The organism is Gilvirhabdus luticola (genome assembly GCF_040117515.1).
In the GTDB taxonomy this organism is placed as follows: domain Bacteria; phylum Bacteroidota; class Bacteroidia; order Flavobacteriales; family Flavobacteriaceae; genus Gilvirhabdus; species Gilvirhabdus luticola.
On record NZ_JBEEEN010000005.1, the window covers coordinates 190,409 to 209,559 of the forward strand.

The 19,151-nt window shown below is 32.9% G+C and carries 20 protein-coding genes; 14 read left to right on the forward strand and 6 right to left on the reverse strand.

The window, feature by feature from the left end; translation table 11 throughout:
* Positions 1–19: 19 nt before the first annotated feature.
* From AAFP94_RS10275 to AAFP94_RS10305, 7 genes are all read left to right on the forward strand, one after another.
* On the forward strand, positions 20–697 hold the full coding sequence (locus tag AAFP94_RS10275; protein WP_316662620.1) for a hypothetical protein: 678 nt from the start codon (positions 20–22) through the stop codon (positions 695–697).
* Positions 698–699: 2 nt separating this feature from the next.
* Positions 700–2,823, forward strand: a complete 2,124-nt coding sequence (scpA, locus tag AAFP94_RS10280; protein ID WP_316662621.1) for a methylmalonyl-CoA mutase — start codon at positions 700–702, stop codon at positions 2,821–2,823.
* A gap of 123 nt (positions 2,824–2,946) precedes the next feature.
* Positions 2,947–3,564: a DUF2306 domain-containing protein gene (locus AAFP94_RS10285; RefSeq protein ID WP_409628516.1), complete on the forward strand. Its 618-nt coding sequence runs from the start codon at positions 2,947–2,949 to the stop codon at positions 3,562–3,564.
* A 168-nt stretch (positions 3,565–3,732) separates the two neighbouring features.
* A complete protein-coding gene (locus AAFP94_RS10290; RefSeq protein ID WP_409628518.1) occupies positions 3,733–4,527 on the forward strand; it encodes a DUF6090 family protein in 795 nt (264 codons plus the stop codon).
* A gap of 283 nt (positions 4,528–4,810) precedes the next feature.
* The gene (locus AAFP94_RS10295; RefSeq protein ID WP_316662625.1) at positions 4,811–5,347 is read left to right on the forward strand and encodes a GNAT family N-acetyltransferase; all 537 of its coding nucleotides are present in this window, start codon (positions 4,811–4,813) and stop codon (positions 5,345–5,347) included.
* 30 nt (positions 5,348–5,377) lie between these two features.
* Positions 5,378–5,740 (forward strand): bleomycin resistance protein, encoded by a 363-nt coding sequence (locus AAFP94_RS10300; RefSeq protein WP_316662626.1) that lies wholly within the window; start codon positions 5,378–5,380, stop codon positions 5,738–5,740.
* 12 nt (positions 5,741–5,752) lie between these two features.
* Positions 5,753–6,523 (forward strand): DUF6090 family protein, encoded by a 771-nt coding sequence (locus AAFP94_RS10305; protein ID WP_316662627.1) that lies wholly within the window; start codon positions 5,753–5,755, stop codon positions 6,521–6,523.
* 54 nt (positions 6,524–6,577) lie between these two features.
* Here AAFP94_RS10305 and pckA read toward each other — a convergent pair whose 3' ends face one another.
* A complete protein-coding gene (gene pckA, locus AAFP94_RS10310; RefSeq protein ID WP_316662628.1) occupies positions 6,578–8,200 on the reverse strand; it encodes a phosphoenolpyruvate carboxykinase (ATP) in 1,623 nt (540 codons plus the stop codon).
* Between the two features lie 203 nt (positions 8,201–8,403).
* On the opposite strand from pckA, the gene AAFP94_RS10315 reads away from it, so the two are divergent.
* The 7 genes from AAFP94_RS10315 to AAFP94_RS10345 all read left to right on the forward strand — a co-directional run bounded on the left by AAFP94_RS10315 (position 8,404) and on the right by AAFP94_RS10345 (position 13,962).
* A complete protein-coding gene (locus tag AAFP94_RS10315) occupies positions 8,404–9,168 on the forward strand; it encodes a ParA family protein (RefSeq protein ID WP_316662629.1) in 765 nt (254 codons plus the stop codon).
* A gap of 2 nt (positions 9,169–9,170) precedes the next feature.
* Positions 9,171–10,076 carry a ParB/RepB/Spo0J family partition protein gene (locus AAFP94_RS10320; RefSeq protein WP_316662630.1) on the forward strand — a complete coding sequence of 302 codons (906 nt, stop codon included), beginning with the start codon at positions 9,171–9,173 and terminating at the stop codon, positions 10,074–10,076.
* The gene (locus tag AAFP94_RS10325; protein WP_316662631.1) at positions 10,066–10,671 is read left to right on the forward strand and encodes a DUF5683 domain-containing protein; all 606 of its coding nucleotides are present in this window, start codon (positions 10,066–10,068) and stop codon (positions 10,669–10,671) included. The genes AAFP94_RS10320 and AAFP94_RS10325 overlap by 11 nt, the downstream gene beginning before the upstream one ends.
* Positions 10,671–11,372 carry a 4-hydroxy-tetrahydrodipicolinate reductase gene (dapB, locus tag AAFP94_RS10330; protein ID WP_316662632.1) on the forward strand — a complete coding sequence of 234 codons (702 nt, stop codon included), beginning with the start codon at positions 10,671–10,673 and terminating at the stop codon, positions 11,370–11,372. The genes AAFP94_RS10325 and dapB overlap by 1 nt, the downstream gene beginning before the upstream one ends.
* A gap of 66 nt (positions 11,373–11,438) precedes the next feature.
* A complete protein-coding gene (gene lepB / locus AAFP94_RS10335) occupies positions 11,439–13,022 on the forward strand; it encodes a signal peptidase I (protein WP_316662633.1) in 1,584 nt (527 codons plus the stop codon).
* Between the two features lie 11 nt (positions 13,023–13,033).
* On the forward strand, positions 13,034–13,654 hold the full coding sequence (locus AAFP94_RS10340) for a WbqC family protein (RefSeq protein WP_316662634.1): 621 nt from the start codon (positions 13,034–13,036) through the stop codon (positions 13,652–13,654).
* Entirely contained in the window at positions 13,654–13,962 is a 309-nt protein-coding gene (locus tag AAFP94_RS10345; protein WP_316662635.1) for a DUF6122 family protein, read from the forward strand. Before AAFP94_RS10340 ends, AAFP94_RS10345 begins: the two co-directional genes overlap by 1 nt.
* Here AAFP94_RS10345 and AAFP94_RS10350 read toward each other — a convergent pair.
* The 5 genes from AAFP94_RS10350 to AAFP94_RS10370 all read right to left on the reverse strand — a co-directional run bounded on the left by AAFP94_RS10350 (position 13,951) and on the right by AAFP94_RS10370 (position 18,873).
* Positions 13,951–14,976 (reverse strand): endonuclease/exonuclease/phosphatase family protein, encoded by a 1,026-nt coding sequence (locus tag AAFP94_RS10350; protein WP_316662636.1) that lies wholly within the window; start codon positions 14,974–14,976, stop codon positions 13,951–13,953. The two genes, AAFP94_RS10345 and AAFP94_RS10350, sit on opposite strands and share 12 nt — an antisense overlap.
* Before the next feature lie 63 nt (positions 14,977–15,039).
* Positions 15,040–15,912, reverse strand: coding sequence for a rhomboid family intramembrane serine protease (locus tag AAFP94_RS10355; RefSeq protein ID WP_316662637.1), 873 nt, complete (start codon positions 15,910–15,912; stop codon positions 15,040–15,042).
* On the reverse strand, positions 15,909–16,733 hold the full coding sequence (locus AAFP94_RS10360; protein WP_316662638.1) for a rhomboid family intramembrane serine protease: 825 nt from the start codon (positions 16,731–16,733) through the stop codon (positions 15,909–15,911). Before AAFP94_RS10360 ends, AAFP94_RS10355 begins: the two co-directional genes overlap by 4 nt.
* Before the next feature lies 1 nt (position 16,734).
* Positions 16,735–18,582: a DNA mismatch repair endonuclease MutL gene (mutL, locus tag AAFP94_RS10365; RefSeq protein WP_316662639.1), complete on the reverse strand. Its 1,848-nt coding sequence runs from the start codon at positions 18,580–18,582 to the stop codon at positions 16,735–16,737.
* Positions 18,583–18,585: 3 nt separating this feature from the next.
* Positions 18,586–18,873 carry a riboflavin synthase subunit beta gene (locus AAFP94_RS10370; protein ID WP_316662640.1) on the reverse strand — a complete coding sequence of 96 codons (288 nt, stop codon included), beginning with the start codon at positions 18,871–18,873 and terminating at the stop codon, positions 18,586–18,588.
* Positions 18,874–19,151: the final 278 nt, after the last annotated feature.

The window sequence follows — 19,151 nt, forward strand, 5'->3', positions numbered from 1 at the left end:
ATTTAAAACTTAATTAAAAATGAAAACACAATTTTTTAAACTTTTACTAATCACAATGGCCATGAGTTTAGCAAGTTGTAAAACAGAAAATAAGGTAGAGTTTACAGACTTCAAATATGCAGATAAACCAGATGCCATGACTTGTGGTGATATGGATACAAAACTCTTAAGAGAAGCATTGTATTCTTTTGAGGATGATATTGTCAATCATTATGATGCTCAAAACAGAAATACATCAAGAGCCTATACAAGGCTAATTACAGAATCAATTATCAATAGATTAAGAATAGAAGATGTTATATCAGAACATACTGTAAAAGTTTTTGAAGTCTTAAAGCAAGATAAGGACCTTTGGAGCCTTAATAATGGTAAAAGCAATTTAAACTATAATAGCCAATTGGTTAATTGCATTGCAGACAATATAAGGAATGAACGTTTAAAATCTACTTTCAATGCGCTGCAACAAACTAATTCTCTTACACCAAAGCTAATTGGAGAACCTATAAAAAGTAGTTCTGTTCAACTAATCAACGATAAATATTTAGCCACTTTTGTTGCACTACAATATTATTATTCAAAACTTTTTGATGTAGATTTAAGTACAATACATTTTGACAAACCAGAAGCATCAAATATAGATTTTAACAAAAGGCCAGCAGCTACTCAACCCAATACTCAAAACAATTCAAATAATTAGGCTTGAAACGAAAAAATCTGCAACATATCACCTTAAAGTCTGAAGATGGCAATTTAAATATTGAAGGTTCTTCAACATTTGAAACGGCCGAAGGCATTTCAGTAAAATCAATCTACACTAAAGACGATCTAAAAGGTGTTGAACATTTAGACTTTGCAGCTGGGATTTCACCGTTTCTTCGCGGTCCTTATAGCACCATGTATGTACGTCGTCCTTGGACTATAAGACAATATGCAGGTTTTAGCACTGCAGAAGATAGTAATGCCTTTTACAGGCGGAATCTCGAAGCAGGACAAAAAGGTTTGTCTGTTGCGTTCGATTTGGCTACGCATCGTGGTTATGATTCTGATCACGAACGTGTTGTTGGCGATGTTGGAAAAGCAGGAGTTGCCATAGATTCGGTTGAAGATATGAAAATACTCTTTGACCAAATCCCTTTAGACAAAATGTCGGTTTCAATGACCATGAATGGCGCTGTATTACCTATCATGGCATTCTATATTGTCGCAGCAGAAGAGCAAGGCGTAAAACCAGAACAATTGGCTGGTACAATACAGAATGATATTCTAAAGGAGTTTATGGTACGCAACACCTACATCTATCCACCAATACAATCCATGAAAATCGTTTCAGATATTTTTGAATTCTCGAGTCAAAACATGCCAAAATTCAATAGTATAAGTATTTCTGGTTACCACATGCAAGAAGCTGGAGCAACTTGCGATATCGAACTGGCTTATACGCTTGCTGATGGCTTGGAATATATAAGAAAAGGTCTCGCCGCAGGAATGGATATTGACACTTTTGCGCCTCGCCTATCTTTCTTTTGGGCGATTGGTATGAACCATTTTATGGAAATTGCCAAAATGCGCGCAGCACGCATGCTCTGGGCAAAATTGGTAAAACAATTCAATCCAAAAAATGAAAAGTCTCTGGCATTGCGCACGCATTGTCAAACTTCTGGATGGAGCTTAACCGAACAAGACCCTTTCAATAACGTTGCCCGAACAACCATCGAAGCTGCCGCAGCTGCCTTTGGTGGCACGCAATCACTTCATACCAACGCTTTGGATGAGGCTATAGCTTTACCAACAGATTTTTCAGCACGAATTGCAAGAAATACGCAAATTTTTCTTCAGGAAGAAACCAAAATCACCAAAACCGTTGACCCTTGGGCTGGAAGCTATTATGTTGAAAAATTAACTCATGATATTGCTCAAAAAGCGTGGCAACTCATTGAAGAAGTTGAAGATCTTGGTGGCATGACCAAAGCTATTGAAGCAGGCATTCCAAAAATACGTATTGAAGAAGCCGCTGCACGAAAACAAGCACGCATAGATTCTGGACGAGATATTATTGTTGGTGTTAACAAATACAGATTGGAAGAAGAAGATCCAATCACAACACTTGAGGTAGATAACCAAACGGTTAGAAACCAACAAATAGAACGCTTGAACGCTATTAAATTAAAGAGAAATACAGAAAAAGTAAATAAAGCTTTATCAAAATTAACCGAAGTTGCTCGTACAGGAAACGGAAATTTATTAGCTTTAGCTATTGATGCGGCTCGAGAGCGCGCAACACTTGGTGAAATTAGTGATGCTCTAGAAGCTGTTTTTGGACGGTTTAAAGCACAAATAAAATCTTTTTCTGGTGTGTATAGTAAAGAAGTAAAAGACGATAGTTCATTTAAAAAAGCAAGAGAACTTGCCGATATTTTTGCCAAACAAGACGGCAGAAGACCTCGTATTATGATTGCCAAAATGGGACAAGATGGTCATGATCGCGGTGCCAAAGTGGTAGCTACAGCTTATGCAGATTTAGGTTTTGATGTTGATATTGGACCATTGTTTCAAACACCACAAGAAGCAGCCAAACAAGCTGTTGAGAACGATGTACATATTTTGGGTGTATCATCTCTGGCTGCTGGGCATAAAACGCTAGTACCACAAGTGATTGAAGAACTCAAAAACTATGGCCGTGACGATATTATGGTGATTGTTGGTGGCGTTATACCCAAACAAGATTACCAATTTTTGTTTGATGCTGGTGCTATGGCAGTTTTTGGACCAGGCACCAAAATTAGTGATGCAGCGATTTCCATTTTAGAAATATTAATTGTTTAGAAATGGTGTATTTATAATAGAGGTATATACACCTACGGTAAACATACACACTCGTTGTGCGTAAGCAAAAAACTGTAACAATAAAACAAATCTGTCATCTTTTAATTACAAATTGATGAAAAAATGAATCTTAAACAAGTACACCTCTCTGCAGGTTATTTTTTTATGGCTCTATTTGCCATATTTATTGGTCTATATCCTTTACGGTTTATTGGGTTAAGTTATAATGATAGTTTATTGGGTAACAAATCATCCACTCTATTAGATAGCTTACCCTACATTATTGCATTCTATACACATATTTTTTTAGGAGGATTAGCACTTTTGAGTGGATTTTCTCAATTCTTTAAAATATTGAGGAGAAAATATCTTGGTATTCACAAAGTTCTAGGAAAAGTATATATTATTTCAGTACTGCTCAGTGGAACAGCTGGTTTATGTATTGCATTTTTTGCGGAAGGTGGCTTTATCGCTTCAACTGGTTTTGCTGCACTTGCAGTACTCTGGCTATTTACGACAGTTAAAGCTTATTCATCAATTAAGAATAAGGATATAGCAAGACATCAACAATGGATGGTACGCAGTTATGCCCTGTGTTTTGCTGCAGTAACTTTACGGATTTATATGCCTCTTTTTTTAGGAGTTTTAGGAATGGATTTTATACCAGCCTACAAAATAATAGCCTGGCTATGTTGGGTGCCTAATTTATTGGTAGCTGAAGTTTTTATTATTAGAAAATAGGTTATGCCTATGCACAACAACGGCTAAAGTTCAATGCGGCGAATTCCCTGTCCGAAATTCCTGCGTATTTGCTAACTTTGGTTTACGGCGGAATAGTTCTGCCGAACCATTACACAACGAAACCATAGTCAAGACCGTTGTGCTTCATTATTGCTAACCAATAAACCAATGATTAAATTCTTTAGAAAAATCCGCTACGACCTTATGGAGAAAAATAAAACTGGAAAGTATGTAAAATATGCTATTGGAGAAATTGTACTTGTTGTGATAGGAATTTTGATTGCATTAAGTATTAATAATTGGAATCAAAATAGAATTGAACGTCATAAAGAAAAACTGATTCTTGCAGAGCTAATTGTAGACCTTAAAGAACAATCAAAAGTATTAGAAAACTATATAGAAATTGAATCAAGGTATTATCATCATGGTAAAGATATTTTGAGCTTCTATTCATCAAATCAAACATTCATAGGTAGTGATAGTATTTATGCAAAACTAAACTCATTAATGGAAAGGAAAACTTTCAATCCTATCAGAACGACATTCCAAGAATTAATATCAACGGGTACTATTGGAATTTTGCAGGATAAGTCAACTAAAAGAAAAATCATCCAATATTATAATGATTTAGAAAGAGTGTCAATGGTTATTGGAAATAATAATATTCATATCGTAGATGCAATTTATCAAACAAATATTTTAAAACAAATATTATTTGTTTGGGATTCAGATGATGCTGATTTTAATAAACTGAACAACACTATTTTTGATGAAAAATCATTGAAAAAAGTTCGTGAAATATCTAGTGAAATAGTATCAAAACGTGAAAATACTTTAGTTATATTCAATATATTAGAACAAAGAACACACATTGCAAAATTGCATTTGGAATCTTACAAAACACTTAAATCTGAAACTGAAAAATTACTTTCTGAATTAAATACTCAAAAAAATGAACAATAAATTTATTTGAAATTCTCATTAAACAAAAATAACGAAAGCACAACAACGGCTATAATTAATTGCTCGTTATCGCAAACTTTTGAAAATCCTAACGGATTTTCTATTCGGTTTCTATTTGTTAAATTAGTTGCTCAAACACGCACCGAAATCATACACAAACGCGTTAAAACAATAAATGAACCCAAAAGCCGACATATATCATAGCAACCTTAGCCAATATAAAAAAGAGAGACCAAACTGCGATGGTTTTTATAAAAAATTAGAATTAAAAGGTTAGAAGATTATGAAATATCTGCTTGACGGACAAGAAACCAAACGCATATTGTTTAGAAAAGTAAACTTGATGGATTTTGATGTTTGGTTGGAGTTTCATAAAAACCCAATCACGTCACAATACTGGATTTCGGAAGTTGAATCTCCAGAAATTGAATGCAAAAAATGGTATGAAAAACAATTCCATCGTTATGAAAATAATTTGGGTGGTATGAACGCCTTAATAGAAAAACAAACGGGGAAAATCATTGGGCATGCTGGTTTATTAGTCCAAAATGTTGACAATGTATCAGAATTGGAAGTAGCTTACTCTCTTTTGCCTGAATTTTGGAATAAAGGTTATGCAACCGAAGCAGCTAAAAAATGTCGTGATTATGCATTCGAAAACAACTTTTCTGATTCATTGATTTCAATTATTAGTTTAGTCAATAAGCCATCTGAAAATGTGGCTTTAAAAAACGGAATGACCATAGACAAGGTCACAGAATATAATGGAAATAAAGTGAATATCTTTAGAATACATAAACCGGAATGGAAGAAAATATAATAGGTAAATAAACTTAAAAACCCTGTAAATATGATGACTGAAATAAATCCAAAATTACCAATGCGGAACAAAGATGAAACAAAAGACTACTATATTAATAAATTGGGTTTTATTCAATTGGGAAGTAAAGACTATGAAGAGTACTTAATGATAAAAAAGGACCAAATTGAAATTCACTTTTTTTTGTTTAAAGACCTTGACCCAAAAGAAAATTATGGTCAAGTCTACATTAGAACAGACGACATTGACAATCTTTATAAATACATACTGGAAAGAAAAGTAAGTATCCACCCTAACGGACTATTAACTCAAAAACCTTGGGGACAAAAAGAATTTTCATTGCTCGATCCAGATAATAATTTACTTACATTTGGTCAAAGCATTAAGAAATAAACTTTTTAATACATGATAAAATTTTTTAGACGCATCCGCCAAAAAATGTTGACAGAAAACAAGTTCAGTAAATATCTCTTTTATGCTGTTGGTGAAATTATACTTGTAGTGATTGGTATTTTAATCGCTTTAAGTGTAAACAATTGGAACCAAGAAAATAAAGACCGTAGATTAGGAAATGATTATTTGTTAAGAATTCATCACGATTTGGTACAAGATACTACTGCCTTTAGAAATATCATTACACAAAATAATGCGCTTCGAGAAGACATTAAAAAGGCTCTAGTAACATTATACAATGGCGTTGATGATATTGAGCAAGTTAAATACATAAGTGAGGTATATGACAAAGCATTGGATCAGGTTTTTACTCCAAATGACAATACCTATAGGGGAATGGTAAGCTCTGGTACTTTGGGATTGATTTATAACTTGGAATTAAAAGAGAGCATCATAGATCTCTATAGTGACTATGATCAAAAAGGAGCATTGTTATTAGCAATAGGAAATTGGATGATCAGTATGGCTACTGCTGAATCTACCCAAACAGATTTAATTAAGTTTGGTAGTGGCGTTATTGATATTTTCACGACTTCAGAAATGCTTAATGAGTATGATTATGCCTTTTTAAACAATAAAGAAGACCCAAATTTTAAAATGTTGGTAAGAGCCATTTCAGCTACAGCATTTAACCAAAAAGCAAGTAATGGTATTTATATGGAATTAATAAGCAAGTGCGATAAGGTTTTACAACGAATTGATCAAGAATTAAAGATAAATTAAAAAAAACGGTGAATTTTTAATTCACCGTTTTTCATTTTTAAAACTAATTATCAATTAAACATGATCTAAATGATGATGTTCATCAATCAAAGGACCTCCGTTTAAGATATCTTCACTCGCTTCATTCGCAAATTTTTCAAAGTTTAAATGAAATGAATGCGCCAATTGTATAGACTTACTAATATAGGTGCTTACATTATCCCAAGTATTTATCGGGTTTAATATTCCATTGGGTACTTCAGGGCATTCTTTTGGCATATCCAACCCAAATATTGGGTGCATTTCATACTCTACATTGTCTAAATCACCATTTAAAATGGCAGTAATCATCGCTCTAGTATATTTAAGTTTAATACGTGAACCTACTCCATAAGCACCACCACTCCATCCGGTGTTTATAAGCCATACATTTACATTTGCCTCTTGCATTTTTTTACTTAACATCTCGGCATACACTGTTGGATGTAAAGGCATAAATGGAGCTCCAAAACAAGCACTAAAAGAAGGCACTGGCTCTGTTATACCAGCTTCTGTACCTGCCACCTTTGCAGTATAACCTGAAATAAAATGGTAAGCCGCTTGCCCAGGAGATAGTTTAGAAACAGGTGGCAACACTCCAAAGGCATCACAGGTTAAAAAGAAAATGTTTTTAGGGTTACCTGCATAAGATGGCTCCTGTATATTATCAATATGATAAATAGGATAACTTACTCGCGTATTTTGAGTAATTGAGCTGTCCATAAAATCTACTTCTCCATTAGCATTCAGTATCACATTTTCTAATAAGGCTCCAGGTTTAATTGCTCTAAAAATATCAGGTTCTTTTTCTTCAGTAAGATCAATTACTTTAGCATAACAACCACCTTCAAAATTAAAAATACTATTTTCTGCTGTCCAGCCATGTTCATCATCTCCTATCAATTTTCGATTAGGATCTGCCGATAATGTGGTTTTTCCGGTGCCAGATAAACCAAAGAAAATTGCAGTATCTCCATCTTCTCCAACATTGGCGGAACAATGCATTGGTAGTACATTTTTATCTGTTGGTAAAATCATATTCAGTGCAGAAAAAATACCTTTTTTCATTTCACCTGTATAAGCAGAACCACCAACAAGTGCAACTTTTTTAGTAAAGTTGATGATTGAAAAATTACCTTGACGTGTTCCATGAATTTCAGGGTTTGCCTCATATCCTGGAGCACATAAAACCAACCAATCTTCTTCAAAATTCTCTAATTCTGAAAGTTCTGGTCGCAAAAACATATTGTATATAAACAAATTAGACCAAGGATACTCTGTAATAGTTCTAATATTAGTTCTATATTTTGGATCTGCACACACATAGCCATCTCTCACATAAATTTCCTTACCTGAAAGATAGTTTACAATTTCGTTTTGCAATACATCAAAGTTTTCTGGGTCAAATGGTTTATTAACTTTTCCCCACCATACTTTATCTTTAGTATATTCATCTTTTACCAAAAACCTATCTTGTGGTGATCTACCTGTAAATTTTCCTGTATTTATGGCCAAAGTTCCGTTTGATGTTTCAACTCCCATTCCTTTTTCAACGGTAATTTTCTGTAATTCTTCTGGAGAAAGGTTCCAATGTGCTACAATATTTTTTAATCCGTACTTCTCTAAATTCATAGTCTTGTTAATTTTTAAATCTTGCATGATATTTATAATTAGTTTTTAAAAAGGTAAAATTACTGTAAAACTCACATAAGAAATATGACATAAGTCACTTCCTGACAATTTCTTTGTTTATTTTTTCTACACTTCTCTAAAAGATTTTTATTCACTATCTGTTAACAACTTCCATTTTCTATACTCGTAAATAATTGTATTTTTACGCATACAAAAAACCAAATCACTTCATGGGAAAAATCATAGCCATTGCTAATCAAAAAGGCGGTGTAGGAAAGACAACAACGTCTGTGAATTTAGCAGCTTCGCTTGGTGTCCTCGAGAAAAAAGTATTGCTTATAGATTGTGATCCGCAGGCCAATGCAACTTCTGGATTAGGGATAGATGTTGAGTCTGTCAATATTGGAACCTACCAGCTTTTAGAGCACACAAATACAGCAAAGGAGGCTATTGTTAAAACCGAAACTCCTAATTTGGATATGATTCCAGCTCATATCGATTTAGTTGCTATAGAGATAGAATTAATAGACAAAGAAGAACGTGAATACATGCTTAAAAAAGCATTGTTAGAAATAAAAGATAATTACGATTTTATATTAATAGATTGTGCTCCTTCTTTAGGCTTATTAACACTTAATGCCTTGACAGCAGCAGATGCAGTAATTATTCCTATTCAATGTGAGTATTTTGCTCTTGAAGGCCTCGGTAAATTATTGAATACCATAAAGAGTGTTCAGAAAATTCATAATCCGTCTTTAGATATTGAAGGCTTATTACTTACCATGTACGATTCTCGTTTACGCTTATCAAATCAAGTGGTAGAAGAAGTCCAAAAACACTTCAATGATATGGTATTTAAAACCATTATTCAGCGCAATGTACGTTTGAGTGAAGCACCAAGTTATGGAGAAAGTATAATAAATTATGATGCTAGTAGTAAAGGTGCTAGTAATTACTTAAGTTTGGCAAAAGAAATGATTAATAAAAATTCCTAATTATGGCGAAAGCAACTAGGAAACAAGCATTAGGCAGAGGATTGTCGGCTCTTTTAAAAGACCCAAGTAATGATATTTCTTCTGTTCAGGATAAAAATGCAGACAAGGTTATTGGTAGTATTGTAGAATTAGACATAAATACCATTGAGGTCAATCCGTTTCAGCCAAGAACCAACTTTAATGAAGAGTCACTGCGCGAATTGGCCTCATCGATCAAAGAACTTGGTGTTGTACAACCAATTACCGTAAGAAAATTAGGTTTCAATAAATACCAATTGGTTTCTGGTGAACGTCGTTATAGAGCTTCTAAATTAATTGGTCTGGAAACCATTCCTTCTTATATCAGGATTGCCAACGATCAGGAATCTCTTGAAATGGCCTTGGTAGAGAACATTCAAAGACAAGATCTAGACCCAATTGAAATTGCATTGTCTTATCAACGTTTAATTGATGATATAAACCTCACTCAAGAAGACATGAGCGTACGTGTTGGTAAAAAGCGTTCAACTATAGCCAATTATTTACGCCTTTTAAAATTAGATCCTATTATTCAGACTGGCATGCGAGATGGTTTCATCTCAATGGGTCATGGTCGTGCTATCATTTCTGTAGAAGACCAAAACACCCAACTTGATATTTACGAGAAGGTCATCACAAAAAAACTGTCGGTTCGAGAAACCGAAAATCTGGTCCGTAATTACAATTTAAAAAAAGAGAATACCAATAATCCAAATCCTCAAGAAGAACTCCCGAATTTTATTAAAAATGGTATAAAAGAGTTTTCAGAATACTTTGGACATAAAATAGACGTTAAAGTTTCTAATAACGGAAAAGGGAAAATTACGATTCCGTTTCATTCAAAAGAAGATTTTATTCGTATAAAAAAACTGGTAGAACGTGCAAAGTAAATTTGTAATAGCAACTTTATGCACTTTATTTTTTTCCTTTTCGACTTTTTCTCAAGAAGATAAGGATGAAAAAGAAAAAGATCGTAAATACACTCTTAAAACTGAAGAAATCACAGTTGAAGCGGCTTCCGTAGAGAGTAAGCCTTTTGATCCTTTAAGCCCATCAACAGCAGCATTCTATTCTGCCGTACTTCCTGGTCTTGGACAAGCCTATAACAAAAAATATTGGAAAATACCTATAATATATGCAGCTCTTGGAACTAGTATTTATTTTTATATAGATAACAATAATGAATATCACAGGTATAGAGATGCCTACAAAAGGAGATTAGCTGGCTTTAAGGATGATGAATTTTATGGTCGCGTAACTGATGATGGTCTGCGTAATGCTCAAAAACAACTCAATAAAAACAGAGAAATATCTATTCTTGTTACCATTGGTATTTATGCCTTAAATATTATTGATGCCAATGTTGATGCTCATTTATTGCAATATAATGTTGATGACAACTTATCTTTGAGACCACATTATAAAATCAATGAATTTGATTATAAAAGCAGTGATGTTGGACTAACACTAAACTTTCAATTTTAATGAAATTAGCCATCCTAGGATACGGAAAAATGGGTAAAACCATAGAGCGCATTGCTAAAGATCGCGGTCACAATATTGTAATTATTGCCGATGTAGATACCGTATATAATATCACCAAGGCTGATGTTGCTATAGATTTTAGCGTTCCAACAGTGGCATTAAATAATATATCAAATTGTTTAAACAACAATGTTCCTGTTATTTCTGGAACCACAGGCTGGTTGCAAGATTTCGATAAAGCTGTTAGTTTATGTAAAGAAAAAAATGGAGCTTTTATTTATGCATCGAATTATAGTTTGGGCGTCAACATCTTTTTTGAATTGAATAAAGTACTTGCAAAAATGATGAGTAATTTATCTCAATATAATATTGATATTGAAGAAATTCATCATACACAAAAGTTAGATGCACCAAGTGGTACAGCCATTTCTTTGGCTAATGATATCATTAAAGAACATTCTAAATATAACCAATGGTCTTTAAGTGAAAATGTCGAAGGCTCAATTCCTATTACAGCCAAAAGAATTGAAAATGTGCCTGGAACGCACACTATTAATTACGAAAGTAACGTAGATAGTATTAGTATTAAACATACAGCTTATAGCAGAGATGGCTTTGCGCTCGGTGCAGTAATAGCAGCAGAGTGGATTTTAGATAAAACTGGTGTTTTTAGTATGAAAGATGTGTTAAATATTAGTTAATCATGAATTTTTGAGTAACAAATAAGAATGTTTTTTCACTTACAAAAAAATTAAATATATAGAATTATGACATTATCGCAATGGGGAATTTTCTTCTTAATACTTCAGTTCATCCATGGTTTAGGCACATGGAAACTTTACATTAAAGCAGGAAGAAAAACATGGGAAGCATTTGTGCCAATCTACAACGCCGTAATTTTAATGAAAATTATAAACAGATCTGTTTGGTGGACACTTTTACTTTTCCTTCCTATTGTTAATCTCATAATGTTTCCTGTCGTTTGGGTTGAAACCGCTAGAAGCTTTGGAAAAAACACCTATTTAGATACGTTTTTAGCTGTTGTTACTCTTGGATTCTATAATTACTATTTAAATTATGTTGCAGACGTAAAATATATTGAAGATAGAAGTCTGCATCCAAAGTCAGGTTCTGGAGAATGGGTAAGTTCTATTTTGTTTGCTATTGTTGCTGCAACGATTGTACATACCTATTTTATTCAGCCTTACACTATTCCTTCATCATCACTTGAAAAATCATTATTGGTTGGCGACTTTCTATTTGTAAGCAAATTCCATTATGGTGCTCGAGTTCCAATGACCACCGTAGCTGCTCCTATGGTCCATGATACTATTCCAATATTGAAAAATAAATCGTATCTCTTTAATGACCATTTTGAAAAAAGAAATACCTCATGGAAAAATAAACTACAGTTACCATATATGAGGTTACCTGGATTCGAAAAGATTGAGCGAAATGAAATCGTTGTGTTTAATCAACCGGCAGATACATTACTGGACATGAATGATTTCAATCCAAATAGAAATTATTACAAGCCTATCGATAAGAAAACAAATCTGGTAAAACGTTGTGTAGGTATTCCGGGAGATTCACTTGAAGTGCGTGATGGATATGTGTATATAAATGGTGAAAAGAATGAATTGCCAGATAGAGCACATTTACAATTCAGTTATTTTGTTCAGCCGAAGTCTACACAGTTTGATCCGAGATTCTTGAAAGAAAGATATGATATCACGGATAACTTTGGCATCATCAATAATCAGAATACATATTACTTTTCTGCAATTTCTGATGAAGCATTAGCCAAGTTTAAAAATAACCCCAATGTGGTTAGCATAACACCAAATATAAAAGAAAAAGGTGTTAGAGACTCAAACATTTTTCCTCATAATCCCAATTATAATTGGAATGTAGATTTTTTTGGACCATTATATATTCCTGAAAAAGGAAAAACTATTAACATTAATTTAGATCTACTACCTCTTTATAAAAGGGTTATTACCGAATATGAGGGCAACACATTGCAAATAAAAGGCAATCAAATCTTAATAAATGGTGAGGTTGCATCTACATATACTTTTAAGCAAGATTATTACTGGATGATGGGTGATAATCGTCATAACTCCATTGATGCAAGAGCTTGGGGTTTTGTTCCTTTTGACCACGTTGTTGGTAAACCAGTTTTTATATGGATGAGTTGGGATGGACTTAAAAATCCGCGTTGGGAACGTTTCTTTACAACTGTGCATGGTACTGGAAAAGCAACGTCATATTTTATTCCGTTCTTGGTTTTATTATTTGGCTGGATTGGATTTAGCAAATGGAGAAAACGGAAGAAAGAAAAACAATAGACATTAGATAAATGAACATTGTTATTCATCTGACTTACTTTCCAAACATAGCGCATTTTGTAGGTATGTTAAAGGCAAATGAATTAACTTTTGAGATAGATGATAATTACCAAAAACAAACTTATAGAAACAGAGCTTATATTTATGCAGCCAACGGAAAGTTGCTTTTGAATATTCCAGTAATTCACACTCAAAAGAACAGACAAAAATATCGTGATGTAAAAATTGCCAATATTTCCAAATGGCAGGAACTACATTGGAAGTCTCTGGAGTCGGCTTACAGAACTTCACCTTTTTTTGAGTTTTATGAAGACGATTTAAAACCATTGTTTACAACTAAAGCCAATTATCTTATGGACTTTAATTTTAAATGTTTTGAAACTATTTGTGATTGCATTCAACTAGACTTAAACATATCTAAAACAGTGAAATTTGAAAAAGAAGTTAAAGACAAAGCTGACTACAGGATTTTAGTGAATGCAAAAAAGGAACAATCGTTTGAATTCGAAAGTTATACTCAAGTATTCATTAATAAGCATGGATTTATTTCTAATTTGAGCATCTTGGATTTACTCTTCAACGAAGGTCCAAATACATCACAGTATTTATTATCTCAAGAATTAAATTTTTAATGATACAGCAAGGTGTTCATTATGGAATTCATTTTATTATTCCCTTGGTTGTCGCTTTGATTTTTTTTAAATCAACATGGAAAATGGCTTATTTGATTATGATTTCTACAATGCTGATCGATTTGGACCATCTATTTGCCAACCCAATTTTTGACGCTAACAGATGTAGTATCAATTTTCACCCTTTACATTCATACTTTGCTATTGTGTTATATGTTTTACTATTATTGCCAAAAAGTACAAGAATAATCGGTTTAGGTTTGATGATTCACATTTTAGCAGATAGTATGGATTGTCTATTCATGTAAAGCAAACGTTGCTTTAATTGGATAGTGGTCTGAATACTTTTCGTTGAAGTTTTTAAAGCTTGTAACCTCAAAACTATTATCACATAAAATAAAATCTATTCTTAAAGGAATTAATTTAAACAAATACGATCTTCCAAAGCCACTTCCAGATTCTTTAAATGCATCTACAAAATCTCCTTTGATGTGCTTATAGGCATACGAAAACGAGGTATTATTCAAATCACCACAAACTATCATTTTATACTTACACTGCTTTTTGTGTTCTTGAAATAATTCTACTTGAGATTGTTGCATTTTGAACGTATTGGCTACACGTTTTAAAAGCTTTTCAGATTCTTCTTCGTTAAAATTATTGGCATTGGCATCAATCCTCATGGATTGTAAATGAACATTATAAATTCTAATTGTATCTTTTCCTTTGGCGATATCAGCAAAAATGGCGTTGTTAGATGTATTAGGAAATTCGATAGAACCTGAATTAACAATAGGAAAATTGGAAAAAATAGCTTGACCATACTTCGTTTTGTTACCTGAAAGTTTTTCGTATTTATACTTAAAAAACGAAAGATCTACATCTTTATGTGGATGGTACTCTTGTAAAGCCAAAACATCTGGCGCTTCAGTTTTTATCAAACCAACAATATTTTCTTCAATATTATCTTCCTCAATCCATTTATAAAGATTGAATAACCTGACATTGTAATTTATCACAGAAAAACTGTCTGGCTTTTTTTCGTCTTCACCAGAAGAGAATTTGTACAGAGACCCAAAACAAAAATAGCCAATAAGTAAAACTACAAACGACAAAAAGAGTTGTTTTTTTAGCTTAAAAAACCAATACATAAAAAACAATATATTAAGTATGATTAAGAATGGAACTCCTAAACTTAACACAGAAAGAATGGGAAATGTCCTTGGCGGAATAAGAGGTAAAGTGTAAGAGAATAAAAGTAAAAGAGCAACAATAGCATTACAAAAAAATACAATCTTGCCAATAAAACTTAATTTTTTCATGTATTAACACTTATTATTTTCAATGCTTCCAAAAAAATTGTCATAATCGATGTTTCATTGCAACTATTTACCTGCTTTAAATAAAAACTCTTTCTCTTCGGCTGTTAGACTTTCATATCCACTTTTACTTATTTTGTCTAGTATTAAATCTATTTTCTTCTGATGGTTAAACTCCTTAAATTCGTCTTTGGTATAACCTGCCACTTTACGCTTTTTTTTATGGACTGTTTTTAAAGGTGACTTCTTTGATGCTTTAAATAAACTAACAATAGAGTCCATGACTCGTTCAAACCCTTTACCAATGTTATTGCCTTTGAGCAATTGTTTAGCATAAACATATCCCAATAATGCACCTCCTAAATGGGCCAGATTGCCTCCAGCATTCATGCCAAACAAACCAATAACATCAAGTACAATAATAGCAGCTCCAATGTACCAAAGCTTTAAGTTAAATGTAAAAAAACGAAGCTCCATATTAGGCATATATGCGCACAGAAAAATTAAAAGTGCTCTAACTGCAGCAGAAGCACCAACTAGTCTATTACCTGAAGTAAAAAAATCTGGAAAAACGCTATAACCAAATAAGAACAACAAGCCTCCAACGATAGCGCCTAGAAAATATACGTTCAATCCTTGTTTTGGATTGAATAGATTTAAGAACATTCTTCCTATAACATACAACCAAAGCATATTAAAAAGTATATGCCAAAAATCGTAATGTGCAAAGGCATAGGTAATAATTGACCAAGGTTTTATAATGAAATCAAAAAAATCACTAGGTATTTCTAACCAACTTAAACTTTTGTATTTGTTCAATCCACCTTGAAGTGGTTTTAATAATAATCCAATAAAATAAATAATAACATTAATAACTATTATTTTTTCGAAGACATTAAGTCTAGCCAACTTGTATTTGATGTCTTGTGTCAAACTCATAAATCCCAACGATTCTTATTGAATTGTGATTTTTTCCAATACCACATAATTAAAAACCCTGTTAATGCACCTCCTACGTGAGCCATATATGCTGTATTACTTGGGCTAAAAAATGATTGTCCACTAAAAGCAGAAATTAAATCCAAAATAATTATCCCTGGTATAAAGTATTTGGCTTTAATCGGAATGGGTAAGAAAATCATCATCAATCTTGCATCAGGATTCATCATCCCGAAAGCTACCAAAATTCCCATAATACAACCAGAGGCTCCAACCATCGTGCTTCTTGCTATGGCATTCATATTAAAAAGAGCACTAAAATTATTTGAGCTTATTAAACTAGGATCAAAATTAAATTCAGCTAGAATAGGTAACATCTGTCTATGCAATATTTCGCCTTTCAAAAAATCTCCATCACTAGCATCAATAGAAACTATTTGATTTACCAATTCACTGCTCATATTTAAATCTGCGATACCTTGTGCTGCAGAATAAAAATCAAAATAGTAATATCCTAATTGTAAAGCAACAGCACCAAGTCCTGCAGAAATATAAAGGAATAAGAATTTTTTACCACCCAAAAACTGTTCTACTGGAGTACCAAACATCCAAAGCGCAAACATATTAAAGCCAATATGCATCAATCCACCATGCATAAACATATGTGTTATAATTTGCCAAGGTTGAAATGTTTCATTCTTTGGAAAATGCATGGCAAACCAATCATAAAATAATTGCCCACCTCCTATTGCCATGGTTCCAATAAACATGATAACATTAATGATTATCAAATGCTTAACAGTATCCGTTATCCTCATCATATTACATAAACTTTTTTTCTAATTCGTCAACAGTCATGGTGACAAACGTCACTTTATTATTTGGTGAAACATTAGGTTCTTTACAGGCAAACAAACTATTTACTAAATGTTCTTGCTCCATTTGAGTTAGTTCCTGCCCTGTTTTAATGGCCAAACTTTTTGCCATAGATTTTGCCAACAAATCGGTCGCACTAAAATTGGCATCAGGCACTTCATTTTGAACATCGCTTATCAATTGTTCTAGGATAACAGACACTTCACTTTCTGGGACATTTGTTGGTATTCCAGAAATTTCAACCATAGAATCATTAAAGTTAGAAAACACAAAACCTGTATGTTCCAAGTCTTCTTTTAATTGATTTATAATTTCTAATTCTTGTGCAGAAAAATATAACTTTAAAGGAAACAATAACTGTTGGCTCACAGCTTCTTTAACCGTTAAATACTGAAGAAAATCTTCATACAAAATACGTTGATGCGCTTTGTGTTGGTCTATAATTAACATTCCAGATTTAATAGTATTTACCACATATTTACGATGAATCTGAAATATTTTAGACGACACGTTTACGGTTTTATCGGCTTCAAATATTTGAGTGTTTTCTTCATCACTTTCAAATTGTACTTCACTAAAATCATGCTGTGTTTTAGTGCTTTTAGACTCTAAACCTACATACAAACTCTCCCAACCGGAAGTAGTTTCTTTTTTAAACGAAGTTCTAACTTGTTGTGCTTTGTCTTCTCTAAATGGATTAAAGTCTTTATCAACTTCAACGGAAGGGGCAACTGCTTTTTTGTCTTTATATTTATATGGAGTATCTAAATTTGCATCTCGATCAAAGTTTAACACAGGTGCAATATTGAATTGTCCTAAACTATGTTTTACCGAAGAACGTAATATGGCATACAAGGCATGCTCGTCATCAAACTTAATTTCGGTTTTCGTTGGATGAATATTAATATCTATTGACTTCGGAGCAACTTCTAGATTCAAAAAATAGCTTGGATGCATACCTTCTTTCAACAAACCTTCGAAAGCAGAAGACACTGCATGGTTTAAATAAGCGCTTTTAATAAAACGATTATTCACAAAAAAGAACTGTTCTCCTCTAGTTTTTTTAGCAAACATAGGTTTACAAACAAAACCCGAAATTCCAACAACTGCTGTAGTCTCTTTTATTGGCACTAACTTTTCGTTGGTCTTACTACCAAATATATTGACAATACGTTGTCTATAATTGCTTTTAGGAAGGTTAAAATGTTCACTTCCATTCTGGAACATCACAAATTTAATATCTGGATGTGTTAAAGCCACACGATGAAACTCGTCAATAATATGACGCATTTCTACCGAATTTGACTTTAAAAAATTACGTCTCGCAGGTATATTATAAAATAAATTCTTAACTGAAATCGAGGTTCCTTTTAGAGTTACTATCACTTCTTGAGACACAACTTTGCTACCTTCGATGATAAGGTGAGTTCCAACATCATCTTGTTCTGGTTTCGTTTTTAACTCTACATGAGAAATTGCTGCAATACTTGCTAAAGCCTCACCACGAAAGCCTTTGGTATGCAGATTGAACAGATCATCTGCAGTTCTAATTTTTGAAGTTGCATGGCGTTCAAAACTTAACCGAGCATCTGTAACACTCATGCCAATTCCGTCATCTATAACCTGAATAAGGGTTTTACCAGCATCTTTAACAATTAATTTTATGGCAGCAGCTTTGGCATCAATGGCATTTTCAAGTAGCTCCTTTACAACTGATGCAGGACGTTGTACCACTTCCCCTGCTGCAATTTGATTAGCTACATGATCTGGTAATAATTGAATGATGTCTGCCATGTATTATCTCGAAAAGAAAATAGATAAATCAAAATCTATGATGAACAAAAACAACAAAACTAAAATAGCAACAATAATTAATATGCGCCTATTTGCATCTCTATCTGGATTTTCCTTAAGTTCTTCAATTGCTGTTTTAAATTTAGTTTTAAGACCTCCAGGGCTGGTAGCAGTTTTACGATAATCGTCAAATTTGCGTTTTATCTGAAAAGGACTTCCTTCTCCATTATCATCATAAAAACGTGGTGTATAACTGTATTTTTTATTTTTTCTGGTTTTAAAAATTCCCATAATATAATTCAATCTATTCGTAACGCCCTAAAATATATATCAATACTAATATAGCTATCAAAAATACTACCAAAAGCACTGGAGATAATAAAATACTAGATTTTCTTTTCCTAGATTTTTTTAATTCATCCCATTTGTTCTGAAAACTATCGTCAGTAGTATTTCCTTCCTTAAATTTTGGTTTATAACTAAATTGCCTGTGTTTGCGTTGCTTAAAAATCACTTTTACGCTTACATATGTTATACTCCAAATGTACTTAAAATACCAAGAAATACAG